The 25,054-nt window shown below is 74.1% G+C and carries 24 protein-coding genes; 12 read left to right on the forward strand and 12 right to left on the reverse strand.

Annotation, left to right across the window (positions count from 1 at the left end):
* Window positions 1-59: 59 nt before the first annotated feature.
* Window positions 60-1,661 carry a glycosyltransferase 87 family protein gene (locus OG990_RS02155; protein ID WP_406078836.1) on the forward strand — a complete coding sequence of 534 codons (1,602 nt, stop codon included), beginning with the start codon at window positions 60-62 and terminating at the stop codon, window positions 1,659-1,661.
* A gap of 59 nt (window positions 1,662-1,720) precedes the next feature.
* Here OG990_RS02155 and OG990_RS02160 read toward each other — a convergent pair whose 3' ends face one another.
* On the reverse strand, window positions 1,721-2,395 hold the full coding sequence (locus tag OG990_RS02160; protein ID WP_406078837.1) for an NADPH-dependent F420 reductase: 675 nt from the start codon (window positions 2,393-2,395) through the stop codon (window positions 1,721-1,723).
* 97 nt (window positions 2,396-2,492) lie between these two features.
* Here OG990_RS02160 and OG990_RS02165 point away from each other — a divergent pair, with 97 nt between their 5' ends.
* Window positions 2,493-3,338 (forward strand): GNAT family N-acetyltransferase, encoded by an 846-nt coding sequence (locus OG990_RS02165; RefSeq protein ID WP_406078838.1) that lies wholly within the window; start codon window positions 2,493-2,495, stop codon window positions 3,336-3,338.
* 119 nt (window positions 3,339-3,457) lie between these two features.
* On the opposite strand, the gene OG990_RS02170 is transcribed toward OG990_RS02165, so the two are convergent.
* Window positions 3,458-3,952, reverse strand: coding sequence for a glutathione peroxidase (locus OG990_RS02170; RefSeq protein WP_328418916.1), 495 nt, complete (start codon window positions 3,950-3,952; stop codon window positions 3,458-3,460).
* Window positions 3,953-4,119: 167 nt separating this feature from the next.
* Here OG990_RS02170 and OG990_RS02175 point away from each other — a divergent pair, with 167 nt between their 5' ends.
* The 4 genes from OG990_RS02175 (at window position 4,120) to OG990_RS02190 (ending at window position 9,010) form a co-directional block, all read left to right on the forward strand.
* Complete coding sequence (locus OG990_RS02175) at window positions 4,120-5,745, forward strand: glycosyl hydrolase family 18 protein (RefSeq protein ID WP_406078840.1); 1,626 nt, start codon at window positions 4,120-4,122, stop codon at window positions 5,743-5,745.
* A gap of 179 nt (window positions 5,746-5,924) precedes the next feature.
* The gene (locus tag OG990_RS02180; protein WP_355604973.1) at window positions 5,925-6,431 is read left to right on the forward strand and encodes a nuclear transport factor 2 family protein; all 507 of its coding nucleotides are present in this window, start codon (window positions 5,925-5,927) and stop codon (window positions 6,429-6,431) included.
* 88 nt (window positions 6,432-6,519) lie between these two features.
* A complete protein-coding gene (locus tag OG990_RS02185; RefSeq protein WP_406078841.1) occupies window positions 6,520-7,926 on the forward strand; it encodes a class II 3-deoxy-7-phosphoheptulonate synthase in 1,407 nt (468 codons plus the stop codon).
* A gap of 52 nt (window positions 7,927-7,978) precedes the next feature.
* Entirely contained in the window at window positions 7,979-9,010 is a 1,032-nt protein-coding gene (locus OG990_RS02190) for a GntG family PLP-dependent aldolase (protein ID WP_328418912.1), read from the forward strand.
* Between the two features lie 106 nt (window positions 9,011-9,116).
* Here the strand turns inward: OG990_RS02190 and OG990_RS02195 are convergent, their stop codons facing one another.
* A complete protein-coding gene (locus OG990_RS02195; protein WP_406078842.1) occupies window positions 9,117-9,983 on the reverse strand; it encodes a deoxyribonuclease IV in 867 nt (288 codons plus the stop codon).
* 1 nt (window position 9,984) lies between these two features.
* Window positions 9,985-11,970, reverse strand: coding sequence for a Stk1 family PASTA domain-containing Ser/Thr kinase (gene pknB / locus OG990_RS02200; RefSeq protein WP_406078843.1), 1,986 nt, complete (start codon window positions 11,968-11,970; stop codon window positions 9,985-9,987).
* 179 nt (window positions 11,971-12,149) lie between these two features.
* Between pknB and OG990_RS02205 the strand changes: the two genes are divergently transcribed.
* Window positions 12,150-12,527, forward strand: coding sequence for an Rv2175c family DNA-binding protein (locus OG990_RS02205; protein WP_328426800.1), 378 nt, complete (start codon window positions 12,150-12,152; stop codon window positions 12,525-12,527).
* A 162-nt stretch (window positions 12,528-12,689) separates the two neighbouring features.
* Here the strand turns inward: OG990_RS02205 and OG990_RS02210 are convergent, their stop codons facing one another.
* Entirely contained in the window at window positions 12,690-13,772 is a 1,083-nt protein-coding gene (locus OG990_RS02210) for a polyprenyl synthetase family protein (RefSeq protein ID WP_386984071.1), read from the reverse strand.
* A gap of 9 nt (window positions 13,773-13,781) precedes the next feature.
* Window positions 13,782-14,183 (reverse strand): helix-turn-helix domain-containing protein, encoded by a 402-nt coding sequence (locus tag OG990_RS02215; protein WP_406078844.1) that lies wholly within the window; start codon window positions 14,181-14,183, stop codon window positions 13,782-13,784.
* Between the two features lie 293 nt (window positions 14,184-14,476).
* On the opposite strand from OG990_RS02215, the gene metF reads away from it, so the two are divergent.
* Window positions 14,477-15,394 (forward strand): methylenetetrahydrofolate reductase [NAD(P)H], encoded by a 918-nt coding sequence (metF, locus tag OG990_RS02220; protein ID WP_406078845.1) that lies wholly within the window; start codon window positions 14,477-14,479, stop codon window positions 15,392-15,394.
* Window positions 15,395-15,438: 44 nt separating this feature from the next.
* Window positions 15,439-16,128, forward strand: coding sequence for a CDP-alcohol phosphatidyltransferase family protein (locus OG990_RS02225; RefSeq protein ID WP_328418906.1), 690 nt, complete (start codon window positions 15,439-15,441; stop codon window positions 16,126-16,128).
* A 59-nt stretch (window positions 16,129-16,187) separates the two neighbouring features.
* On the opposite strand, the gene OG990_RS02230 is transcribed toward OG990_RS02225, so the two are convergent.
* The 6 genes from OG990_RS02230 to OG990_RS02255 all read right to left on the reverse strand — a co-directional run bounded on the left by OG990_RS02230 (window position 16,188) and on the right by OG990_RS02255 (window position 21,504).
* Window positions 16,188-17,675 (reverse strand): phytoene desaturase family protein, encoded by a 1,488-nt coding sequence (locus tag OG990_RS02230; protein ID WP_406078846.1) that lies wholly within the window; start codon window positions 17,673-17,675, stop codon window positions 16,188-16,190.
* An 11-nt stretch (window positions 17,676-17,686) separates the two neighbouring features.
* Window positions 17,687-18,814 carry a glycosyltransferase gene (locus OG990_RS02235; RefSeq protein ID WP_406078847.1) on the reverse strand — a complete coding sequence of 376 codons (1,128 nt, stop codon included), beginning with the start codon at window positions 18,812-18,814 and terminating at the stop codon, window positions 17,687-17,689.
* The gene (locus OG990_RS02240) at window positions 18,811-19,668 is read right to left on the reverse strand and encodes a carotenoid biosynthesis protein (RefSeq protein ID WP_406078848.1); all 858 of its coding nucleotides are present in this window, start codon (window positions 19,666-19,668) and stop codon (window positions 18,811-18,813) included. The genes OG990_RS02235 and OG990_RS02240 overlap by 4 nt, the downstream gene beginning before the upstream one ends.
* Complete coding sequence (locus OG990_RS02245) at window positions 19,665-20,216, reverse strand: GNAT family N-acetyltransferase (RefSeq protein ID WP_328418902.1); 552 nt, start codon at window positions 20,214-20,216, stop codon at window positions 19,665-19,667. Before OG990_RS02245 ends, OG990_RS02240 begins: the two co-directional genes overlap by 4 nt.
* Window positions 20,213-20,950 (reverse strand): monooxygenase, encoded by a 738-nt coding sequence (locus OG990_RS02250; protein ID WP_386984062.1) that lies wholly within the window; start codon window positions 20,948-20,950, stop codon window positions 20,213-20,215. The genes OG990_RS02245 and OG990_RS02250 overlap by 4 nt, the downstream gene beginning before the upstream one ends.
* Before the next feature lie 65 nt (window positions 20,951-21,015).
* A complete protein-coding gene (locus OG990_RS02255; protein WP_328418900.1) occupies window positions 21,016-21,504 on the reverse strand; it encodes a YbaK/EbsC family protein in 489 nt (162 codons plus the stop codon).
* A 442-nt stretch (window positions 21,505-21,946) separates the two neighbouring features.
* On the opposite strand from OG990_RS02255, the gene OG990_RS02260 reads away from it, so the two are divergent.
* The 3 genes from OG990_RS02260 to OG990_RS02270 all read left to right on the forward strand — a co-directional run bounded on the left by OG990_RS02260 (window position 21,947) and on the right by OG990_RS02270 (window position 25,049).
* A complete protein-coding gene (locus tag OG990_RS02260) occupies window positions 21,947-22,396 on the forward strand; it encodes an SAV_6107 family HEPN domain-containing protein (protein WP_328418899.1) in 450 nt (149 codons plus the stop codon).
* A gap of 102 nt (window positions 22,397-22,498) precedes the next feature.
* On the forward strand, window positions 22,499-23,296 hold the full coding sequence (locus OG990_RS02265) for a hypothetical protein (RefSeq protein WP_328418898.1): 798 nt from the start codon (window positions 22,499-22,501) through the stop codon (window positions 23,294-23,296).
* 55 nt (window positions 23,297-23,351) lie between these two features.
* Window positions 23,352-25,049, forward strand: a complete 1,698-nt coding sequence (locus tag OG990_RS02270; protein WP_355605007.1) for a DNA polymerase Y family protein — start codon at window positions 23,352-23,354, stop codon at window positions 25,047-25,049.
* The last annotated feature ends 5 nt before the right edge of the window (window positions 25,050-25,054 follow it).

The raw sequence follows: 25,054 nt of genomic DNA on the forward strand, positions 1-25,054 counted from the left end.
AGGGCAGACGCGGCGCTGGCGGGCCTCCGCCGGTCGTCGCGGTCCCTTATTCTCGGTCGATGCGGGATCGCCGGGTGGCGCTGGCGTGGGCGGCCTTCGTGGTCGTCGCGCTGGTGTCCTGCGTGCTCGTGCTGCGGCGCGAGGACCGCCTCTCCGACCTGCACATCTACTACGGGGCGCTGTCCGACCTGCACTCCGGCCGGCCGCTGTACGGGTACGTGGCGGAGAACGGCGGCCCGTTCACCTATCCGCCGTTCGCCGCGCTCGTGCTGGGGCCGATCACCGCCGTCAGCGAGGGCGTACTGCAGGGGATCTGGCTGGTCGCGACGTGCGCGGCGGTCGTCGCCATCGCCGGGACGGTCGGCGTCGCGCTGACCGCCCGACGGTCCCGGCGCCCGCTCGTCGTGGCGGTGGCGGCCACGGTGCTGATGCTCTCCGCGCCGGTGCAGAGCAACCTGCGCTTCGGCCAGGTCAGCATCTTCATCGTGCTGATGGCACTGCTCGACGGGATGGGCGTCGTCCCACCCCGACTGCGCGGGGTGCTGGTCGGCATGGCCGCGGCGATCAAGCTGACCCCGCTGCTGTTCGTGGTGTACTTCCTCGCCACCGGCCGCTACCGCGACGCCGGCCGTGCGGCGGCGACGTTCGTGGCCTGCGCCGGGCTCGCCGCGATCGTGCTACCCCGGGAGAGTTGGACCTACTGGACCGAGTCCGTGCGGCAGACCTCCCGGATCGGCAACCTGGCGTCGCTGGGCAACCAGTCCCTGCACGGAATGCTGCTGCGCGTCGGTGTCGACGAGGCGTCCCTGCCCCTGCTCTGGGCCGGCCTGGTGGCGCTCATCTGCGCGGCGGCGCTGCTGCGGGCCCGGCAGTTGACGGCGCAGGGCCGCTCCGCACACGGCGCGGTACTCGTCGGCTGCGCCACCGTGGCCGCGTCCCCGGTGTCCTGGACCCACCACCAGGTGTGGCCGGTGCTCGCCGCGATGCTGTTGATCGGCGCGTCCGGCGTCACCCAGCGGGCCGCTGGCGCCGCGTTGCTCGGCACGATGGTCGTCTCGTTGGGTGCGGCCCTCAGCCCGGTGTCGACGCGGCCGGGCGTGCAGTTCCTGTTCGAGAACGCCCGCGCCGTCGGGGTGTGCCTGCTGTGCCTGGCCGGCTTCGGGGGCGTCGCGGTCGCCGCCGCCCGGACGAACCGGCGGCCGGCCACCGGGCGAGCCTGGTGGCGGGTGGGCATCGCGGCCACGGTGGCGGTCGCGTTCTTCGCCGTCCAACCCCTGCCCGCCGGAGCGGACCCGACCTTCAAGGCGTACAACCTCGACGACGTGGTCAACCCGCGGTACTTCTTCGTCTGCCGGGGCCCGGCCGAGTGCGCCGCCTACCGCACCGACGCGCCGGTCACCTTCGGCACCCGCGCCGATAAGACCAAGGTACGGGTCAATGGCGTGGTCTCCCCGCAGGTGGCCCGATTGGAGTACTACTCCGCGCCAGGCGGGGCGCCCCGGGCCATCCCCCTGCTCGACGCGTATCCGGGGACCCGGACGTTCTCGTTCCGGTCGGCGAGCATGGCGCAGGGACGGCTCATCGCGTACGCCTCGGACGGCCAGCCGATCGCCAACTACGACGACGAACTCGCCGCCGCCCTCCGCACGACCACCCGATAGGGGAGGCTGCGCCAGGCGGGGCGGGCCGCCGAGCACGGCGGCGCGCCCGGCGGTGGCGGTCAGCGGGTGGCGGCGGCCAGGGCGGTGCGCAGCTTCTCGGCGTCGCTCTGGGCCGGGTGCTCCCAGTCGGTCGGGTCGGCGGAGTAGATGGTCCCGTAGGCCGGGGTGTCCGGCTGGTAGCGCCACCCCTCGGCCAGCGACCCGGCATCCACCGCGTCGTAGCCGATCCGGTCCAGGAAGGCGGTCACCTCGGCCTTCGCGGCGGCGTCGTCGCCGGCGATCGCGAGGGCGCTGCGGTCGGCCGCGCCGGCGGGCCGGGGCAGCGCGGCCAGGTGCTTGAAGAAGATGTTGTTGAAGACCTTCACCACCCGGGACTCCGGCAGGTGCTGCTGGAGCAGTTCGCTGCTGGTGATCTCGCCGGAGTCCAGCTCCGGGAAGTTCCCGTCGCGCTGCGGGTAGTAGTTGTTGGTGTCGATGACGACCTTGCCGGCCAGCGGCTCCACCGGCACCGCCCGGTACGCCTTCAGCGGAACGCTGACCACCACCAGATCGCCCACCTGCGCCGCGTCCTGTGCCGTGCCGGCGCTGGCATGCTTGCCCAACTCCTCGACCAGGTCGGTGAGCGTCTCCGGCCCGCGCGAGTTGCTCAGCACCACGTCGTACCCGGCGGCCACCGCCAGCCGGGCCACGTTGCCACCGATGTGGCCACTGCCGATCAGTCCCACAGTTGTCATGCTCGTTCCCAACTCCGTCCACCCGCGACACATTCCCGACTGGTGCGGTGGGTTATTCCGGTTGCCGGCGTGCCGACCGGTGCGCAGAATCCCGTCCGTGCAGTGTCTGACCGAGGATCTCGCGACCTTCACCGCCGCAGCCGACGCCTGGCTGCGCCGCGAGCCTGTCCTGCACAACGTACTGCTCACGCTGGTCGCGGACCGGCTCTCCGGGGACGTGCCACTCTCCGGTGACGAGCAGTTCGTCCGAGTGGTCGACGGCGGCGCGACGGTGGGCGCGGCGGTGCACACCCCGCCGCGCGGGCCGCTGCTCGGCGCGGTGTCGGTGGCCGCCGCGCGAGCGCTGGCCGACCACTTCGTCCGGGCGGCGCCGTCGCTGGCCGAGGTGCACGGCCCGGTTCCGGCCGTCGGGGAGTTCGCCGAGCGGTACGCCGAGTGCGCCCACCTGGTGGCCGTACCCGGCACGGCGCAGCGGATCTTCGAGCTGGACGCGGTCCGGTCGCCGGTCGGCGTACCCGGGCGGGCTCGACCCGCCACCACCGCGGACCGGGACCTGCTGATCACCTGGGCCGCCGCGTTCCTCGCCGAGACGGCGCCCGGCGGGCCGCCGGTGGACCCCGCCCGGCAGATCGACGCCCGGCTGCCGCACGGCGACCTGCTCTGGCTGTGGGAACAGGCCGGTACGCCGGTCGCGACGGCCTGGCTGAGCCGGCCGGTGGCGGGGGTGGTCCGGGTCAGCGGCGTGTACACCCCGCCAAAGTGGCGGGGGCACGGCTTCGCCAGCGCCTGTGTCGCGCACGTCAGCCGGTACGCGCTGAATACCGGCGCCGCCGCCTGCACGCTCTACACCGACCGCGCCAACCCCACCAGCAACCGGATCTACCAGCTGCTCGGCTACCGCCCGAAGGTCGACGTGCCCCAGTGGCGCTTCGTCGCGCGCTAACGCCCCTCCCACGGTCGATCATGGAGTTGTGGCGGGGGACGAATCCGGCGAACCATGACGCGTCGGGCACCACAAGTCCATGATCGGCCCGTGGGTCGGGTTGTGGCCCGGGGTGGGGGTTAGGGGGTGGGGGGAAGCAGCTTCTCGATGGCGGCGTGTAGCTCGTCGGCACCGGGCTCGACGGTGGGGGCGAACCGAGCGGCGGCCGTGCCGTCCGGGGCCACCAGGAACTTCTCGAAGTTCCACCGGACGTCCCCGGTGTGCCCATCGGCGTCCGGGGTGTCCACCAGCGCGGCGTAGAGCGGGTGCCGGTTGGGGCCGTTGACGTCGACCTTCTCGGTCAGCGGGAACGTGACCCCGTAGTTGACCTGGCAGAAGTCGCTGATCTCGGCAGCGCTGCCCGGCTCCTGTCCGGCGAACTGGTTGCAGGGCACGCCGAGCACCACCAGGCCGCGGTCGGCGTAGGAGTCCGCGAGGGCCTGCAGGCCGGCGTACTGGGGGGTCAGGCCGCAGCGGGAGGCGACGTTGACGACCAGCAGCGCCTTGCCGCGGTAGCGGGCCAGGTCGGCGGGGCCGCCGCTGAGAGCGTCGATCGGGATGTCGAAGACGGTCATGGTTCGAGGCTACTTGCCGGCCGGCGGGGCGCCGGTGACGGGTGGAGCAGGTGCACTCCACGCGCCAGGAGAAATCGATACATGCACATCTTGACGAAGTGATGACGCGCTGAGTACCGTCTCACCATCTCTTTTGGAAAGTTTCCTAACAGTTCGGGAGACGCCTCATGAAAAGATCGCTCCGCCGGGCCCTCTGGGCCGGTGCCGTGGTCGCCTTGACCCTCACCGCGGTGCCGATGACCACCGCGTTCGGCGCCGGCACCGTCACCGCCACGTTCGCCAAGGCACAGGACTGGGGGACCGGTCACGAGACGAGGGTGACTGTCACCAACGGGTCGAGCGCCACGGTCAGCACCTGGCGCATCGAGTTCGACCTACCGTCGGGCACCACCATCAGCAGCGCCTGGGACGCCGACGTGACCAGCAGCGGCAACCACTACGTCGCGGTCAAGAAGAGCTGGGCGGGCGGTCTCGCCCCGGGCGCCTCATTCAGCTGGGGCTACAACGGCACCGGCGCCTACAAGGCGCCGTTGAACTGCACCGTCAACGGCGCCGCGTGCGGCGGAGGCACCGCCCCGCCGACCACCCCGCCGCCGACCACGCCCCCGCCGACCACCCCGCCGCCGACGACGCCCCCACCGACCACGCCGCCGCCGACCACGCCCCCGCCGAACCCGGGTGGCAAGAAGGTCGTCGGCTACTTCGCCGAGTGGGGCGTCTACGCCCGCAACTACCACGTCAAGAACATCCAGACCAGCGGCTCGGCCGCCAAGCTGACCCACATCCTGTACGCCTTCGGCAACACCACCGGCGGCCGCTGCTCCATCGGCGACAGCTACGCCGACTACGAGAAGGCGTACACCGCGGCGGACAGTGTCGACGGCGTCGCCGACACCTGGGACCAGCCGCTGCGCGGCAGCTTCAACCAGCTGCGCAAGCTCAAGCAGTTGAACCCGCACCTGAAGGTGATCTGGTCCTTCGGCGGCTGGACCTGGTCCGGCGGCTTCACGCAGGCCGCGCAGAACCCGGCCGCCTTCGCCGAGAGCTGCTACAACCTGGTCGAGGACCCGCGCTGGGCGGACGTGTTCGACGGCATCGACGTCGACTGGGAGTACCCGAACGCCTGCGGCCTGACCTGTGACAGCAGCGGTCCGAACGCGTTCAAGAACGTGGTCGGCGCGCTGCGGACCAAGTTCGGGTCCAACGCCCTGGTCACCGCCGCGATCACCGCGGACGGCAGCAACGGCGGCAAGATCGACGCCACCGACTACGCCGGGGCCATGGGCAGCCTCAACTGGCTGATGCCGATGACGTACGACTACTTCGGCGCGTTCAACGCCCAGGGCCCGACCGCCCCGCACTCGCCGCTCACCTCGTACACCGGCATCCCGCAGCAGGGGTTCAACTCCGACGCGGCGATCCAGAAGCTCAAGAGCAAGGGCGTACCGGCCAACAAGCTGCTGCTCGGCGTCGGCTTCTATGGTCGGGGCTGGACCGGCGTCACCCAGGCCGCCCCGGGCGGCAGCGCCACCGGTGCGGCACCGGGCACCTACGAGGCGGGCATCGAGGACTACAAGGTCCTCAAGAACACCTGCCCGGCCACCGGCACGGTTGCCGGCACCGCGTACGCCAAGTGCGGCAACAACTGGTGGAGCTACGACACCCCGTCGACCATCAACGGCAAGATGACGTACGCGAACAACCAGGGCCTCGGTGGCGCGTTCTTCTGGGAGCTCTCCGGTGACACCGGCAACGGCGAGCTCATCGGCGCCATCAAGGGCGGTCTCGGCTGAGCCGAGGGCCGACGCACCACCCACACGGCGGGGAGGGGCCGCACCGTCCCTCCCCGCCCGTGACGGACCGGCCCGGTCGACGCACAGCGTCGGCCGGGCCGCTGGCGTTGGGCGGGCCGGCCCCGATGTGGCAGACTCGCGGCTCGGCAGTCTCGATGTCCCCGTCGACGGAGGTGATCATGCGCTCGACCCACCGCAGGCTGGCCGCGACCGCCGCTGGGCTGGTGCTGCTGCCGGTCGCCCTGGTCGGCTGTGGGATCGGCGGCGGCGGCGATGAGCCGGCCGCCAAGCCTGAGCGTGCCCCCGCCGAGGAGGCCGCAACCCGGTCCCGTGAGCGGGTGCAGGCGTACCTCGACGCGATGACCGCCAAGGATGTCGCGGCCGGCCGCAGCCAGCTCTGCGCGCTGCTGCACGAGGGCTTCGACCTGGGTGCCACCGGCCCCAACGGCGACTTCGCGGACCATTTCGAGGTGCCCGAGGCGGCCATCACCGATGTCCGGTCCGGTCCGCGCGGCCAGGAGGTCAGCGTCTCGGTCTCGGTCACCGCCGGCACGCGCAAGGTCACCCGACCGCTGGTGTTCACCGTCACCCGCGACGGCGGCGACTGGTGCATCGCGGGGGAGGCGCCGGGTGGCGTCCCGGCCGCCGCGACGCCGACCGGCGTCGCCCCCTCGCCCGCGTCCTGACCTGCGCCCGCTGGGATTGATCTCCCAACAGCCGGAACCGTCCCCCTCGCCGCCCGGGCACCCCGACGGCCGCCGTAGGCTTTCTGTCATGCGCCATGAGTGGCATCAGCTGAGCCATCCCGGGGTGGGCAGCCCGGGCCTGCAGACCAGCCGACCGACCGTCGACTCCGCCGAGGACGCGGCCCTCGGCCTGGACCGATGGCGGGAGTTGCCCCGCGAGCAGACCCCGCCGTGGTCCGACCCGGCCACGGTCGCCGAGGTCTGCAAGGTGCTCGACACCGTTCCGTCGGTCGTCGCGCCCTACGAGGTGGATCAGCTCCGGCAGAAGCTGGCCCTGGTCTGCGAGGGCAAGGCTTTCCTGCTCCAGGGCGGCGACTGCGCCGAGACCTTCGCCGACAACACCGAGAGTCACCTGCTGGCCAACGCCCGGACCCTGCTCCAGATGGCGATCGTGCTCACCTACGGCGCGTCGCTGCCGGTGGTCAAGGTGGCCCGGGTCGCTGGGCAGTACACCAAGCCCCGCTCGCTGCCCACCGACGCGCGCGGCCTGCCCGCGTACCGCGGCGACATGATCAATTCGCTGGAGGCCGACCCGGCCGCCCGTGTCGCCGACCCGCAGCGCATGATCCGGGCGTACGCCAACTCGGCGGCGGCGATGAACATGCTCCGGGCGTACCTCGCCGGTGGGCTCGCCGACCTGCACGCCGTGCACGACTGGAACAAGGGCTTCGTGAAGAACTCCCCGGCCGGGGAGCGCTACGAGGCGATCGCCCGGGAGATCGACCGGGCGCTGGCCTTCATCCAGGCCTGCGGGATGACCGACGACGAGGCGCTGCGCACCGTCACCCTCTACTGCTCCCACGAGGCTCTGGCCCTGGAGTACGACCGGGCGCTCACCCGGGTCTCCGACCGCCGGGCGTACGGGCTCTCCGGGCACTTCCTCTGGATCGGCGAGCGGACGCGGCAGATCACCGGTGCGCACATCGACTTCATCTCCCGGATCGCCAACCCGATCGGCGTCAAGCTCGGCCCGACCACCTCACCCGACGAGGCGATCGAGCTGTGCGAGAAGCTCAACCCGGACAATGTCCCCGGCCGGCTCACTCTGATCAGCCGGATGGGCAACCACCGGGTGCGAGACGCCCTGCCGCCGATCGTGGCCAAGGTCACCGCCGCCGGCGCCAAGGTGGTCTGGCAGTGCGACCCGATGCACGGCAACACGCACGAGTCGTCCAACGGCTACAAGACCCGGCACTTCGACCGCATCGTTGACGAGGTGCTCGGCTACTTCGAGGTGCACCGGGGGCTGGACAGCCACCCCGGTGGCCTGCACGTCGAGTTGACCGGCGAGGACGTCACCGAGTGTCTCGGCGGCGCCCAGGGCATCGAGGACCTCGACCTGCCCGACCGGTACGAAACCGCCTGCGACCCGCGACTGAACACCCAGCAGTCGTTGGAGCTGGCCTTCCTGGTAGCGGAGATGCTCCGTGGCTGACGCGAGGAGTGAGCTTGCGAGCCCCGCAGTCGGCAGCCGAAAGAGGATGACTGTGGCTGACATGTTCGTGGATTTGCGCTCCGACACGGTGACCCGGCCGACCGCCGGTATGCGGGAGGCGATGGCCACCGCCGAGGTCGGTGACGACGTCTACGGCGAGGACCCGACCGTCAACGCGCTGGAGGCCGAGGTCGCCGCGCTGTTCGGGCACGAGGCGGCGCTGTTCGCCCCGAGCGGGTCGATGGCCAATCAGATCGCCCTGCAACTGCTGGTCTCGCCCGGCGACGAGCTGCTCTGCGACGCCGACGCGCACGTGGTCACGTACGAGATCGGTGCCGCGGCCGCGTACGGCGGGATCTCCTCGCGGACTTGGCCTGCGGTCGGCGCGGACATCGACCCGGAGACGGTCGCCGGGATGATCCGGCCGGACGGCTACTTCGCCGTCCCCACCCGCGCGATCGCCGTCGAGCAGACCCACAACCGGGGCGGCGGCGGGGTGATCCCGCTGTCCACCCTCCGGGCGCTGCGTCGGGTCGCCGACGACGCGGGGGTGGCGCTGCACTGCGACGGCGCCCGGATCTGGCACGCGCACGTCGCCGACGGGGTGCCTCTGATCGAGTACGGCCGGCTCTTCGACACGATGTCGGTCTGCCTCTCCAAGGGCCTCGGTGCGCCGGTCGGCTCGCTGGTGGTGGGCAGCGCGGAGAAGATCGAACGCGCCCGGCTGATCCGCAAGCGGATGGGTGGCGGCATGCGTCAGGCCGGCATCCTCGCCGCCGCCGGCCGGTACGCGCTCGCGCACCACGTCGACCGGCTGGCCGAGGACCACGCCAGGGCGGCCCGGCTCGCCGAGGCGGTCGCGCCGTTCGGCGTGCTCGCCACTGCGGTCCGCACCAACCTGGTCCCGCTGGACCTGACCAAGCACGCGCTGGACGCCCGCGCCCTGGCCGCCGCCGCGCGGGCCGAGGGCGTACTGATCTCCGTGCTCGGCCCCCGTACCGCCCGCCTGGTGACCCACCTGGGCCTCGACGACACGGACATCAGCCGCGCCACCACCGTCCTCACCAGCGTCCTGTCCGCCTGACCCCACCCTGCGGTCCCCGCTGTTGATCAAGAGGTTTGCGTCAGATTCCGGCCTCCGGATGACGCAAACCTCTTGATCAACAGGTTGGGGCGGGGTGGGGTGGGGGTTAGGGGTGGAGGCGGGTGAGGGTGGTGATGTCGGCGGCGTGGCCGATCTGCTTCTCACTGGGGGTCTCCACGACGACCGGGACGCCGGCGGTGGCCGGGTGGGCCATCAGCTCGGCGAAGGCCGGCTCGCCGATGGTGCCCTTGCCGATGTTCTCGTGCCGGTCCCGGGTGGAACCGCACAGATCCTTCGAGTCGTTGGCGTGCACCAGCCGCAGCCGGTCCGCCCCCACCGTGGCCACCAGCGTGTCCAGGGTCGCCGTCATCCCGCCCTCGACGGCCAGGTCGTGCCCGGCGGCCCAGGCGTGACAGGTGTCGAAGCAGACCCCCAGCATGGGGTGCCGGTCCACCGCGTCCAGGTAGGGCCCGAGCTGCTCCACCCGGGAGGCGAGCGACCGCCCGCCGCCCGCGCTCGGCTCCACCAGCAGCATCGGCCCGCCGGCCTCGGCGGCCCAGTCGAGCAGCGGCAGTAGCTCCTGGCGGACCTGTCGCATCGCCGCCTCGGCGTGCCCCTCGTCGACCGAACTGCCGGCGTGGAACACCACCGCCTGAGCGCCGATCGCAACCCCCCGGCGCAGCGCGTGCGCCAGCGTCTGGGCCGACCGTTCGACCGTGGCCGGGGTGGGCGAGCCCAGGTTGACCAGCAGCGAGGCGTGGATGAAGGTCGGGATGCCCCGCTCGGCGCAGCCGTCGCGGAACAGCACGTCCTGCGTCGGGTCACCGGCGGGCAGCGCCCAGCCCCGCGAGTTGGAGACGTACACCTGCACCACCTCGGCGCCGGTCGCGTCGACGTACGGCAGGGCGGCCTTGGCCAGCCCACCGGAGGTGGGGGTGTGTGCGCCGACCGGTCGGGAGCGGGTCACCGGCATCTCAGAAACATCCGATGGTGACCTGGGTGCCCGGCGGCACCTGCGAGTTCTCGCCCGGGTTCTGGAACCGGACCACGGCGTTCGGGTTGAACTGGATCGCCACCGGGAAGCCCTGGCTCTCCAGCACCTGCTTGGCCTGCGGGCAGGGCAGGTCGATCACGCGGGGTACGACCACCGCCGGCGGGCCCTTGCTGACCTCCAGTTTGACCTGGGTGCCCTTCTCCACGCCGGCGCCGTCGGCCGGGCTCTGACCCAGGATCTCGTCCTTGGGCTTGTCGGAGTCCTTGTAGGTCTCCACCGGCACCAGGTTGAGTTGGGCCAGGGTGGTCCGGGCCTCGGTCAGGCTCTTGCCGACCAGGTTCGGCACCGACACCGGCGCCCGGCCCCGGCTCAGGATGAGGGTGATCTTCGCGCCCGGTTTGACCTCGGCGCCCACCTTGGGGGAGCTGTCCACCACGACCCCGGCCGGCAGGCTGTCGTCGTAGCGGGCGGTGCCCTTGGCCACCACCAGCTTCGCGTTGACCAGGTCCGCCTCGGCCAGCTCGAACTCCTTGCCGATCACGTCCGGGACCGGGAAGCGCTCCGGGCCGAGGGAGAGGGTCAGGGTGATCGTGCCACCCTTGACGATCTTGGTGGTCGACGCCGGGCGCTGCCCCAGCACGCTGTCCTTCGGGGCCTTCTCGTCGTAGCGCGGCTCGCCGTACGCCAGGGTGAGCCCGGCGCGCTCGGCCCGCGCCTGCGCGTCGGCGTTGCTCAGGCTGACCAACTGCGGGGCGGCCGTGTAGCGACCGACGCCGAACCACCAGCCGCCGACGGCGGCCACCAGACCCAGCACCACCACCACGGCCGCGACGGCCAGCCGGCCCCGCGGGTTGCCCATCACCGTGCTGCGCAGCTCGGCGAGCCGGGACCACAGCCCCTCCGCCGGCTCGGGGGCGGCCCGCCGCCGGCCCGGCCCCTGGTTGCCGCCCTCGGGCAGCCGGGCCCAGGCAGGGCGCTCAGCCGGGCGGACCGTGGCGACCATCATGGTCGGCTGGGAGACCGGCGGCTCGTCGGTCACCCGGCGTAGCACGGTGGTACGGCTGTTGGCGTCGCCCAGGGCGTCCCGGGCCACCTGCACCTCGGCCAGCAGCACGCCAGCGTCGGCTGGCCGGGCACCCGGATCGCGCCGGGTGGCCCGCTGAACCAGGTCGTCGAGGATCGACGGCAGGCCGGGCACCAGCGTCGAGGGTGCCGGCACGTCCCGGTCGACGTGTTGCCAGGCGACGTCCACCGGACGGTCCCCGTCGTAGGGCACCCGACCGGTGAGCATCTCGAACAGCACGATGCCGGCCGAGTAGACGTCGGTACGCGGGTCGGCCCGACCCTCGGTGACCAGCTCCGGGGCGACGTACGCCACGGTGGCCATCAGCTGGTTGCCCTGCTCCTCGTCGGCGCTCGCCTCGACCGCTCGGGCCAGCCCGAAGTCGGCCACCTTGACGACGCTGTCCACCAGGTTGGCCACGCCGCCGGTGGGCGCCTCGGCGACCAGCACGTTCTCCGGCTTGACGTCGCGGTGCACCAGGCCGGCCCGGTGCGCGGCGGCGATCGCGGCGAGCATCTGCTCGGAGATGGCCAGCACCTCGTCCGGGTTGAGCCGGCGTCGCTCGGCCAGCACGTCGCGCAGCGTGCGGCCGCGGACGTACTCCATCACCAGGTACGGCAGACCGGCATGGGTGCCCTGGTCGTAGACCGCCACCACGTTCGGATGGGTCAGCCGGGCGATGGTCTTCGCCTCGTCGGTGAACCGGGTCACGAAGTTCGCGATCCGGGCACGGGCTTCGGGGGCCTGGGTCGGATGAATGATCTTTACAGCGACGGTGCGCTCGAGGCGTTCGTCGGTGGCGGTGTACACGGTCGCCATGCCGCCACGGGCCACGCGACCGCGAATGCGGTAGCGCCCGTCGATAAGCGAGCCCAGCAACGTGTCGGCGACCTGTGTGTCCATCGGCAGGGAGTCTATGTGTCCAAGGGGCGAAGTTTGAACAGGATGCTACAGGCCGGGGCTGGGCCTGGTCCGTCCCGCCGCGTTCGCCGCCCCCGTCCCGACGGGTTGGTGCCGGTCATCCGGGGTGCCGGTGGCTCGTCCGGGCAGTGGCGTGGCAGGGTGATCGGGTGACCGAACCCATACCCGACCAGGCCGTACCCGGCCTCGCGCTCGCCGGACCCGCCGACCTGGCCGACTGGCTCACCCTGCCCGACGTCGCCGAGCGCCTCGACGTGTCGATCAGCAAGGTGCATCAGATGATCCGCGACCGGGAGTTGCTGGCGGTCCGCCGCGACGGCATCCGGCGGATCCCGGCGGATCTGGTGGCCAACCAGACCGTGCTCAAGCACCTGCCCGGTGTGCTCAACCTGCTCTCCGACAACGGCTACGACGACGAGGCCGCGCTGCGCTGGCTCTACGAGCCGGACGAGACTCTCCCCGGAGCCACCCCCGCCGCGGCCCTCTCCGGCGACCAGGCCCGCGAAGTCAAACGCCGAGCCCAAGCCCTCGGCTTCTAACCCCGCCCCCCGCACTCCGCCCCCCGCGCCTCCCCGCGCTCCGCGCCCCGCGTTCCCCCGCGTCGATCATGAAGTTAGCGGCGTCCGCACCGGCGAGTCGTGCCGCTAACTTCATGATCGACCGGGGCGGGAGGCCCGGGCCGGGAGGGGGGAGGGAGGGGGTTAGTCGGCGCGGCGGGTGGCGGCTATGGCTAGGTCGACCAGGGCCTGGCGGGCCTCGGTGTCCAGGTCTACGGCGGCCAGCGCCGCCAGCGCGCTGTCGGTGAGCGTGACGATCCGCTGCTCGGTGCGGGCCAGCGCGCCGCTCGCGGAGATCAGCTCACGCAGCCGGGCCACCCCCTGCTCGTCCAGCTCCGGGTCGCCGAGCCGGCCGAGCAGCAGCTCCCTGCCGGCGTCGTCGGTGGCCTCCACGGCCGCCGCGACCAGGTACGTGCGCTTGCCCTCGCGCAGATCGTCCCCGGCGGGCTTGCCGGTCTGCGCCGGGTCGCCGAAGACCCCCAGCACGTCGTCGCGGAGCTGGAACGCCTCGCCCAGCGGCAGCCCGTACGCCGAATAGGCCGTCCGCACGTCGGCCGTCGCGTCGGCCAGTGCGGCGCCGAGCAGCAGCGGACGTTCGACCGTGTACTTCGCCGACTTGTACCGGGCGACCTTGCTGGCCCGCTCCACCGAGGTGTCCCCGGTGGCCTGGGTCAGCACGTCGAGGTACTGCCCGACGGTGACCTCGGTGCGCATCTCGTCGAAGACGGGCCGGGCGCGGGCCACCGCCCGTAGGTCCAGCCCGGCGGAGTGCAGCAGCTCGTCGGACCAGACCAGGCAGAGATCGCCGAGCAGGAGCGCCGCGGCGTCACCGAACCCGTCCGGGTCGCCGCCCCAGCCAGCCGCCCGGTGTCGGGCGGCGAACCGCCGGTGCACCGCCGGCTCACCGCGCCGGGTGTCGGAGCGGTCCATCAGGTCGTCGTGGATCAGGGCGCTGGCCTGCACGAACTCCAGCGCGGCCAGGGCGGTGAGCACCTGGTCGGAGTCCACCCCGCCGGCGCCCCGGAAGCCCCAGTACGCGAAGGCCGGACGCAGCCGCTTGCCGCCGCCGAGCACGAACGCCTCGATCGCCTCCGCCACCGGGACCAGGGCGTCGTCCACCCGGGTCAACCGGGCCCGCTGGCCGGCCAGGAACTCGGTGAGGGCCTTGTCGACCCGCTGTCGCAGGCCGGCGCGGTCGACGGGAGACACGGGAGCAGCGTGGGTCACGCCACGACGCTAGCCGGTCGTCATGGCCCGCGCTCCACCGCCACGCGTAGTCCCGCCGGCCCGCCCGGCGGCGCGGCCCGGACCCGTCCGCCCGGCCGGCCGCGCGCTGGCCACGGTTGCCCGCCCCGGCCCGCCGACCCGCGTCGGGCCTGCTCGCCGGGTGCTCGCGGCGGCCTCGGCGAGCACCACCAGCGGTACGTCCAGCACGATGGCGAGCCAGCCGAGCCAGAACCCTCCGGGGACACGCCGCTGCCGTTCCCACCGGGACACCTCGTGCCGGCTCAGCGTCGGCACCTCTGCGGCGGTACACAACTCGGCGGCGGTGCGCTGCTGACTCCAGCCCAGAGCCGACCGGCGCAGGGCGAGCAGCGGCCCGAGCTGCGGCGGGCGCGGTGGTGGGGACGGGGTCATCGGTCCTCCCGGCGGGGGTCGGTGCGGTGACGACCCGCCCGCCTGAGCGGACGGGACCGGCGTCACCGGTCGGCTGCTGACCCCCGCGCGTGCCCCCGGGCCGCCCCCGCCGCCCTCCCGCGCCACCCATTCCTACCCCGTGGGTACGACGGCTTCGCGCCCGCCGGGCCGGGCGGACGGGCCCCCGCCGGGCCGGGCGGACGGGCCCGGATACGCCCACACGGACCCGTCGATCCGTATACCGGCGTGGGAAGCGTCTGGGTGGCGGTGGCGCCGCCCGCTAGAGTCGAGTCGTGGCGCTCGGTCTTCCCTCGGTACTCCCCAATCCGCAGCCGGCGATCGGGGAGCTCATTCGTGACCGCCAGCCGACCTTCTCGTTCGAGTTCTTCCCGCCCAAGACCGAGGCGGGGGAGCGGCTGCTCTGGCAGGCGATCCGCGAGCTGGAGTCGCTGCGCCCGTCGTTCGTGTCGATCACCTACGGCGCGGGCGGCTCCACCCGGGACACCACCGTGGCGGTGACCGAGCGGATCGCCACCGAAACCACCCTGCTGCCGATGGCCCACCTGACCGCGGTCAACCACTCCGTCGCCGAGCTACGGCACGTGATCGGCCGGCTCGCCGGGGTGGGCGTCCGCAACGTGCTGGCGGTGCGCGGTGACCCGCCGGGCGATCCGGGCGGCGAATGGGTGCGCCACCCCGAGGGCGTGGACTACGCCGAGGACCTGGTCCGCCTGGTGCGCGACTCCGGTGACTTCAGCGTGGGTGTGGCGGCCTTCCCGTACAAGCACCCCCGCTCAGCCGACGTGGCCAGCGACACCGCGCACTTTGTCCGCAAGTGTCGGGCCGGCGCCGAGTTCGCGGTCACCCAGATGTTCTTCGACGCCGACGACTACCTGCGGCTGCGCGACCGGGTCGCCGCCGCCGGCTGCGACACCCCGATCCTGGCCGGTGTGATGCCGGTGACCCAGATCGGCACCATCGAGCGGTCCGTGCAGCTGTCCGGGGCGCCCTTTCCGCCGGCGCTGGCGACGCGCTTCGAGCGGGTCGCCGACGACCCCGAGGCGGTCCGCCAGCTCGGCATCGAGCAGGCCAGCGAGATGTGCCGCCGACTGCTGGACGAGGGCGTGCCGGGGATCCACTTCATCACCCTCAACCGGTCCACCGCGACCCGCGAGGTCTGGCAGAACCTCAAGGCCGGCGCGCGGGTGTGACCAGGAAGTCCGCGACACCTGATGACCGGCACGACGGTTGATCCGTGGTGGGCACACAGCTGAACTGGGACCAGTACGCCACGGCGTGGGCGCGGCTGCACGGCGGGTTTGACCCCCGGACCGCCGCGCCGGTGGTGCGTGCCTGGCTGCGGTTCTCGTACCACGTCGGGTACGTGCTGGGCCGGCTGCGGGTCACCCCCACCCCGGTCACCGTGGCCGGGGTGCTGCTCTGCTTCTGCGTACCGTTGCTGGCGACCCGGCCGGGGGACGGGCCGTTCCTCGGCGCGCTGTTCGTGCTGCTCGCCTCGGTGGCCGACAGCGTGGACGGGGCGGTGGCGGTGGCCACCGGCCGCACCACCCGGCTCGGCTACGTCTACGACTCGCTGGCCGACCGGCTCGGTGAGGTGGCCTGGCTGCTGGCGTTCTGGCTGGTCGGCGCGCCGGGCGCGCTGGTCGTCGCGGGCGGCGCGCTGTCCTGGCTGCACGAGTACGTCCGGTCCCGAGCGATCTCCGCCGGCATGCGCGAGATCGGCGCGGTGACCGTGGGCGAACGCCCCACCCGGGTCTCGGTGGCGCTGGTCGGGTTGCTGGTCGCCGGGTTGGCCGGGCTGATCGAGCCGGACCTGGCCGCCGGCACCATCACCATGGCGACCGCGGTGTGGGTGCTGCTGGCCGGCTTCGGCCTGGGGCAACTGCTCTCCACCGTCCGCCGCGCGCTGCTCGACGCCGGCTGACTGCCGCGCTGCTCGACGCCGACTGACCGCCGCGCTGTCCGCAGGCGTCAACAACGTCCCTACCAGGCCGGGCCGATCTCGTCGGCGACGATCTGCGCGGAGAGGGTCACCATCGGCAGCCCGCCACCGGGGTGGCTGGAGCCGCCCACCAGCCACAGTCCGTGCGCCGGGCCCCGGTTGGCCGGGCGGAGCAGCCCACCGGCGGTGCCGTAGATCGAGCCGCCCGGCGCGCCGGTCGCCACGTCCAGGTCGGCCGGGGTGCGGACCTCGCGGAACAGCAACCGGTCGCGCACGTCGACGCCACGCTGCGCCAGCACGTCCAGGATCCGGTCGGCGTACGCGTCGGCCAGCCCCGGGCGTCGCCAGTCGACCGCGCCCGCTGCGGTGCCCTGCCGGGCGGCGTTGACCAGCACGAACCACGCCTCGTGCCCGGCCGGGCGGACCATCGGGTCGTCGGCCACGGTGACGAACACAGTCGGGTCGGCCGCCGGCCGGGCCCGTACGCCGCGTCCCGGGTCGCCGAAGACCGCGTCGAACTCCGCGTCGTAGTCGCGCGGGAAGAAGACGTTGTGGTGCGCCAGCCCGGTGCTGCCGGAGACGCCGAGCAGCAGCACGAAACCGGCCAGGCTGCGGTCGGCCAGCCCGGCCAACCGGCGCGGATGCGGCAGCAGGTCGCGATAGACGGTGAGCGCATCCACGTTGGCCACCACCACGTCGGCGGGCACCGGCGCGGCGACGCCGGCGAGGCGTACCCCGTGCACCCGGCCGCCGGTGGCGTCGATCCGGGTCACCGCGGCGCCGGTCTGCACGACCACGCCGAGGTCCAGGCAGCGCGTCAGCAGCGCGTCGGCGAGCGTGCCCAGCCCGCCGCGCAGGTACCAGCCGCCGAAGGTCAGCTCGGCGTAGGGGACCGCGGCCAGCGCCGCCGGTGCCCGGCGCGGGTCGGCGCCGGTGTAGGTGGCGTACCGGTCCAGCAGCATCCGCAGCCGCGGGTCGGACAGGTGCCGGCGGCCCAGCCCGCGCAGGGTGCGGCCCGGGGCGATGGCGGCCAGGTCGCCGACGCGCCAGGCCAGCGACGCGAGGTCGCGGGGGGAGTCGACGGTACGGCGCAGGATGTCCCGCGAGGAGGCATGCCACACCCGTGCGGCCCGGCGCCACAGCCGCTGCCAGTCGGCCGCTGCCCGATCACCGAAGGCGGCCCCGATCCGGGCGGCGAACTCCACCGGGTCGGTGCAGGAGTCCAGCGCCGGGCCGCCGTCGGGGAAGACGTGCCGGACGATCGGGTCCAGCGGGGCCAGGTCCAGGTATTCGTCGAGCTTCGCCCCGGTCGCCTCGAACAGGTCGTGAAAGACCTCGGGCAGGGTGAGCAGGCTCGGCCCGGTGTCGAAGTGGAACGACCCGGCCGGGGTGTCGTGCGTGTACCGACCGAGCTTGCCGCCGACCGTGTCGGCCCGCTCGAAGACGGTCACCTGGTGCCCGGTGGCGGCCAGCCGGGCGGCGGTGGCGAGGCCACCCACCCCGGCGCCGACGACCACGATCCGCGCCATGTCGCGCCCTCCTAGCTGACCGGGCGGCCCCGCCAGGTCAGGCGGCGACGCTTTCGCAGATGGTACGACCGCAGGGTCAGCCAACCGAGGACCACGACCGACACGGGGTGTGCGAGCGCGTCGGGCCACCACCGTCCCCCGGTCGCCCGGGCGGTGAGCACCCGTCCGGCCGCTCCGAGCAGGTAGCCGGCCAGACCCACGGCGGCCACCACCGGAGCGCCGGCCGCCACGCCGGCCAGCGCGACCAGCGGCGGCGCGGTGTAGAGCAGGAGCAGCAGCGCCACCACGGCGGCCGCTGCGCCCGGGTGCCCGAACGACGCCCAGAGCGACTTCGAGTACCCGTCGCGCAGCTGCGGCCAGTCGTCGTACATCCGGCAGGTGGCCAGCCGGGAGCCGTCGGCCAGGGCGATGCGCCCGCCGGCCCGTTTGACCGCCCGGGCCAGCTCGATGTCCTCCAGGATCTTGTCGGCGACCGCGGCGTGCCCGCCGGCGGCGGTGTAGCCGGCCCGGTCCACCACCAGGAACTGCCCGCCCGCCGCGGCCAGCGACGGCCGCGGCGAGCGTTCCATCGCGCGCAACGGCAGGAAGGTCAGCCAGAGCCACTGCAACAGCGGCTGCACCAGCCGGTCGGCCGCCGTCGTCACCACGATCCGGGGGTACGGCGACAGCAGCGTCGCGCGGGCGGCGCGCAGTTCGGTGACGGCCGCCGCCACGGCGTGCGGGGCGAGCACCACGTCGGCGTCGACGAAGACCAGCGCGGTGGCCGCCGGGTCGGCCCGGGTGGCCAGTTGCCAGCAGGCGTGCGGCTTGCCCAGCCAGCCCGGCGGCGGGGCGACCCCGGTGAGGAGGGTGACCCGAGGGTCGTCGCCGGCCACCGCACGGACCACCTCGGCGGTGCCGTCGGTGGACTCGTCGTCGAGGACCACGACGCGCAGCCCGGGCACGCCGCGCTGGGCGAGTAGGGCGCGCAGGCATCCGGTGACGCGGGCGGCCTCGTCGCGCAGCGGCAGCAGTACGGCGACCAGCTCACCGACCTCGTCCGGTCGGTCGGTGGGCCGGCGCAGCCAGCGGGCGGCGTTGAGCCAGGTGTGCCCGGTCAGCGCGGCGACGGCGAGCAGCAGGGCGAGCAGGACGGTCATCGGGTCGCGTCGACGCCGGGCCGGTGCGGTTGGTGATCCACCCGGTGGTTGTCGCGGGCCTGGCGGGCGCGCAGCAGGGTCACCGCCAGCGGCACGGCGATCACCGACATGCCGGCCGCGCCCCAGAGCGCCGAGGCGGGCAGGTCGAGGAAGACCGCGTGGGCCAGGATGCTGGAGAAGTACGTCCACAGGTAGAGCGCGATCATCGGGTGATCCCGCTGGTCGGTGTGCTCGGCGGTCGGGCCGGCCAGCGGGCGCAGCGCGCTCATCAGCAGCACTGCGAAGAGCAGCCAGCCCAGGTAGTTGCTGACCGGGATGCCGGGCAGGCCGGGCAGCGCCGGGGTGGCGTTCCGCCAGGTCCAGTAGCCCTCGGCCACCATCTGCGGATCGAGGAAGAGGTCCCAGGCGGCCAACCCCAGTGCGGCCAGCGCGACCCGCCGGACCCGCCGGCCAGCCGTCGACCCGCTGCCACCAGCCGTCGACCCGTTGCCGCCGGTCAGCCGGACCGCCGCCAGCCAGGCCGGCCAGGCCATCCAGGTCCAGGCCAGCGGGATGATCAGCGGCACCCCGGCCAGCTTGGGACCGAGCTCCCCGGAGTAGTCGTAGCTGCCGAACGGCACGCCGGTGGCCACCCCGATCGCCTCGATCGCGAACCCGCCGCCGGTGGCCACCGCGACCAGCGCCGCCGCGGCCCGGAGGCCCCGGCTGAGCAGCGCGTGGCCGACCGAGAGCAGCCAACCGAGCACGACGGTGGCCACGGTGAGCCCGGCCCGCGTGGCGCCGCTGGTGAGCGGGTAGCAGATCTGGGCGAGCACCAGGACCGCGAGCAGCGTCCAGGAGACCCGCCGGGTCATGACGCCGGTGGCTCGAGCGGCAGGTCCCGACCGAGTACGCCGAACGGTCGCTCGTCGCCGGGGAAGTGGAAGTCGCGCAGCACGTCGACGAAGCCGAACCGCCGGTACAGCCGCCAGGCCCGCGAGGTCTGCTCCTCGGCCTCCGGGGTGGACAGCAGCGTGGTGTCGCCCTCGGCCATGGTGAGCAGCGCGCGCAGCTGGCCGGCGCCCAGGCCGTGCCCCTGCGCGGGCGGCCGGACGTGCAGCTCGACCACCTCGAAGCAGTGGGTGAGCCAGCGCTGCCGGGTCGGGACGTCCAGTGCCCGGTGCACCTGGTCGTGCCACCACTGGCCGGGGCCGCCCAGGTAGCCGTAGCCGAAGCCGGCGAGGTGCCCCTCGCTGGTCAGGCTGGCCACGGCCCGGAACCCGGGTCGGCGGACGTGGGTGGCGATGTAGCCGCGCCGGGCCTCCAGCAGGTCGGTGCGGTAACCCATCGCCTCGCCGTAGACGGTCACCACGTCGTCCAGCCGCCGGACGAGATCGTCCGGCGTCCAGCGCACCAACCTCATGCCCGTCCACCCTTCACCGTTCCCGGGTCGCCGTCGGCGACCCATCCGAGCACCGTCCGGTCGCCGACCACGTCGCGCACCTCGAACCGCGCGAACAACTCCTCGGCGTACCAGCCCGCGGTGGGAGTTCGCATGATCGCCGCCCGGTGCTCCGGGTGACGGTACGCGAACGCCACCAGGTCCGTCGGGTCGCGCCACACGCTCACCGTGCCCTGCCAACCCAGTGGCGCCTCGCCGACGCCGAACCGGGCCAGCAGCCCGGGAGCGTCGCGCAGGGCGGCGGCCACCGGGGGGATCGCCCGCCAGAAGGTGGCCGCCCGGCGGGCCCGCAGCCGGGCCCGGGTCAGCGCCAGCACCGGCCCGGTGACCCGGCCGCCCGACGGCTCGCCGAACGGCCGCTGCCCGGACCACTCACCCCGGCTGCTCAGTGGGCGCAGGTCGACCCGGGCGTGGGCGCGGGCGATCCGCGCCCAGGCGCGCCCGACCGGCGAGTCGTCGAAGCCGGCCGCCGCGGCAGGGGAGTCCCAGACGGTCAGCGCCGCCCACCGGGTCAGGTCGGCGTCACCCGGGCCGAAGCCGGTGCCGGTCCCGGTGCCCAGCAGCTTGCCGAACCGGACGCCCGGGAGGGCACGCAGTCGGCCCGGGTCCACCGCCATCCGGGTCAGCGCCCGGGGCAGCGCGCCGCGGGACGTCCGCCACACGTGCAGGGTGACCAGCTCTCCGACGCTGCTCACGCCACCGCTTCGCGGCGTCGCGAGCGCCTCGCTGCTGTGCCTGCTGGTTCGCTTGCTTCGCTCGCTCACGCCACCTCGGTCGGGGTGCCGGCGGTGACCCGCAGCAGCTCGGCGTAGGTGGTCGGGAAGACCGCCTGCGGTACGCCGCCCGCAGCCCAGACCTCCGGGTACGCCGCCAGCGCGGTGTCCACCAGGGTGCGCAGTACGCGCGGGTGCCCGAGCGGAGCGACCCCGCCGATCGGCTGCCCGGTGTGCGTCCGGACGAACTCCGGGGTGGCCCGGCGCAGCCGGGTGACCCCGATCGACGCGGCCAGACCGGCGGTGTCCACCCGGTGCGCGCCGGAGGTGAGCACGAGCAGCGGCGCGTCGTCCGCGTCGAAGATCAGCGAGTTGGCGATCTGGCCGACCTGGACGCCGAGCGCTTCGGCGGCTGCCGCGGCGGTGTGCACCGCGTCGGGCAGCAGGCGGACCGTGCTGGGCTGGCCAGCGCCGTCGAGTGCGCCGGCGTCGGTGAGCGCGTCCTGCACCGCCCGTACGTTCGGGTGTGGCTGCATCCCGCCATTCTTCCCGGTCCGCGGTGCCGGGTTCACTCTGGTGCACCGGCCGGCGCGTCACACGTTGCATTTTCGTCGGAGGGGAGGTGTACTGTCAGCAGCAGTTAGAACGAGTGTTCGATTGCCTCGAACGCCCGTTCCAACCAGCCGGAGCGCGGTGTTTCGCGGCACCACCTCCGGGCGGTGTGGCTCCGCGGGCCGCACCTGGGTTTCCGGGCAGTCGCGAGCCCGGTCCCATCAGGCAGGAGCGTCGCTCGCCGCCCACGACCCCCGGGCGGCGGGCGACGAACCCGCCGGTACGCCGGCCGGGTGTGGTGTGGGGAAGCATCCACACCCGGCCGGCCACACCCGGTGCGTCTTCCTCCGCACCACCCGACCTCGGCGTCTCATCGGCGGCATCAGTGCGCCGGCCGACGCCCCGGCCACGTGGAGGAGACAGTCCATGCCGACCAACCCGGCTCAGGCACCGACGGTGCCGGCGCACGTGCTGCCGCACCGCACCCCCGCCCAACTCCTCACGTTGGCCCGGCGCGGGCTGATCGAAGCCGGCCAGACCCGACCCGACGGTTTGCGCTACGCGGCCGCCCACCTGGCGGCGCTGCGCGCGGCGGCCGCCCTGCTCGCCGCCCGCGCCCGACCCGCGCCGAGCCGGCGCAACCGGATCACCAGCGTCTGGGTCCTGCTCTGCGCCGTCGCCCCCGAGCTCGACGAGTGGGCCCGGTTCTTCGCCGCCGGTGCCGGCAAGCGGGCCGCCGCCGAGGCCGGCATCCCCCGGGTGGTCAGCGCCCGGGAGGCCGACGACCTGCTCCGCGCGGCCGAACAGTTCGTCACGGTGGTGGAGACCGCGCTCGGTGTGGCTCACCAACCGGCCCTGGACGGCCTCGCCGCATGACCCCGCCGTGACGCCGGCCGCCCGATGGGGGGAGCCGGGCGGCCGGCGTCACCGGCGTGCCGGTCCTGATCTGATCCACAGCAACGACGGGGGGTTGGTCCGATGGCGGGCCGCATGGTGGTCGGTTCCGCCGCACTGGCCGATCTGGTACGCCCGGCGAGCGCACCCGATCCGGAGGGCGGCCACCGGGTGCTGCCGGTGGTGCCCGAGCTGACCGGCCTGCTGCCCAACCGGGGCCTGCGTCGGGGCAGCACCATCGCGGTCGCCGTCGGTCAACCTCGGCGCAGTGGCGGCACCTCGCTGGTGCTGGCCCTGCTCGCCGAGGCGTCCCGCGCCGGCTCGTGGTGCGCCGTGGTCGGGGTGCCGACGTTCGGCGCGGGCGCGGCCGCCGAGCTGGGCATCGCCCTGGACCGGCTGGCCCTGGTGCCGAATCCCGGCCCCGAGTGGGCCACCGTGGTCGCCGCGCTGATCGACGGGGTGGATGTCGTGGTCACCGCCGTGCCGGCTGCGGTCTCCGCCTCGGTCGCCACCCGACTGGCCGCCCGGGCCCGGCAGCGCGGCAGCGTGCTCGTCCCGTACGGCCGGTGGGACGGCGCGGACGTGACGTTGCAGGTGGTCCGTGGGGTCTGGGAAGGGCTCGGGGCGGGCCGGGGCCGGCTGCGCCGCCGGGAGGTCACCGTCTCGGCGCGCGGGCGTGGGGCGGCCGCCCGACCCAAGGAGATCAAGGTCTGGCTCCCCGGTGACGAGCTCACCCGGGTGATCCCTCGTACGGTGCTGTCGCCCGTGGGCCGACCGGCCGTGCCGTTCGCCGGCCGGCCCCGCCCGGTGCCGCCGGCCGGTGACCGGGTCCGCGCCGACACCGCCCGGCAGGGCGCCCTCACCCTGGTCAGTCCGGCGTGACCGGGGTCGCGGAGCGCGGTGCCGTTCCGGCCGAGCCTGGCCCGGGAGGTCCGGGGTGACCGGCTCACCGGTACGGACCCTGCTGCTGTGGTGCCCAGATTGGCCGGTGCTCGCCGCCGAGATCGTCGACGGGGTGCCGGCCACCGGCCCGGTCGCCGTGCTGCACGCCAACCGGGTGGTCGCCTGCTCCGAGCGGGCCCGCGCCGAGGGGGTGCGCCGGGGGCTGCGCAAGCGGGAGGCGCAGGGCCGCTGCCCGCAGCTCACCGTCGTGGAGTACGACCCCGGCCGGGACGCCCGGGCGTTCGAGCCGGTGGTCGCCGCAGTGGAGGAGTTGGTCGCCGGCGTCGAGGTGGTTCGCCCGGGCGCCTGCGCGGTGGCCGCCCGGGGCCCGAGCCGTTACCTCGGCGGCGAGGAGGCGGCCGCCGAGCGGATCATCGAGCACATCGCCCAGTCGTGTCTGGTGGAGAGTCAGATCGGCGTCGCCGACGGGGTCTTCGCTGCGGGGCTGGCCGCCCGCGCCGGCCGGGTGGTGGCGCCGGGCGGGACGCCGGAGTTCCTGGCCGGGTTGCCGGTCGAGGCGCTCGCCCGGCCGGCGCTGGCCGACCTGCTGCGTCGGCTGGGGGTGCGGACCCTCGGCGACTTCGCCGCGTTGCCGGCCGGTGACGTGCTGGCCCGGTTCGGGTTCGACGGCGCGCTGGCCCACCGGCTGGCCGCCGGGCGGGACCACCGCCCGCTCGCCGTCCGGCAGCCGCCGGCCGACCTGACGGTGACCGCCGAGTACGACGAGCCGATCGACCGGGTCGATGCGGCGGCGTTCGCCGCCCGTGCGCTGGCCGAGCAACTGCACGACCGGCTGGCCGGGCACGGGCTGGCCTGCACCCGGCTCGGCATCGAGGCGGTCACCGAGCACGGGCAGGAGCTGCACCGGGTGTGGCGGCACGACGGCCTGCTCACCGCCGCGGCCATCGCCGACCGGGTGCGCTGGCAGCTCGACGGGTGGCTCTCCGGCAGCAACGGCCGGGCCGGTGCCCGACCGGCCCGGCCGACGGCCGGCATCATCCGGCTGCGGCTGATCCCGGACGGGGTGATCGCCCAGGCCGGCCTGCAGTCCGGCCTCTGGGGGGAGACCGGCGAGGAGCGGGAGCGGGCCCACCGGGCGTTGAGTCGGGTGCAGGGCATCCTCGGCCCGGAAGCGGTGGTCACCGCGGTGCTCGGCGGCGGGCGCTCCCCGGCCGACCAGGTGCGACTGGTGCCCTGGGGCGACGAACGCGTCCCCACCCGTCCCGGCCCGCCGGCGCCGGGCAGCCCGGCGTATCCGGGCGGGTCGGCGTCCCCCGGTGGGCTGGCGGTCTCGGGCCGGTCGGCGGACCTGGGCGGATCGGGCGGTGGCGCGGCGCGGGCCGGGGCCCGGGTGGCGGGGGGTGCCCCGCCCTGGCCCGGCCAGCTCCCACCGCCCGCACCGGCGGTGGTGCTGCCGAGCCCGCTCGCGGCGACCGTGCACGACGCCGCCGGGGAGCCGGTGGTGATCAGCGCGCGGTTGGCGGTGAGCGCCCCGCCCGCCCTGCTGGTGGTTGGTACCGGCCGGCCCGCGGAGATCGTCGGCTGGGCGGGGCCGTGGCCGGTGGACGAGCGCTGGTGGGCGCCGGCGGAAGCCCGCCGTCGGGCCCGGTTTCAGGTTGGCCTCGCCGACGGCACCGCCCTGCTGCTCGCCGTCGAGGCCGGGCAGTGGCTGGTGGAGGCGATCTATGACTGAGTGTT

It is taken from the genome of Micromonospora sp. NBC_00858, from assembly GCF_045207365.1.
Lineage (GTDB): Bacteria > Actinomycetota > Actinomycetes > Mycobacteriales > Micromonosporaceae > Micromonospora.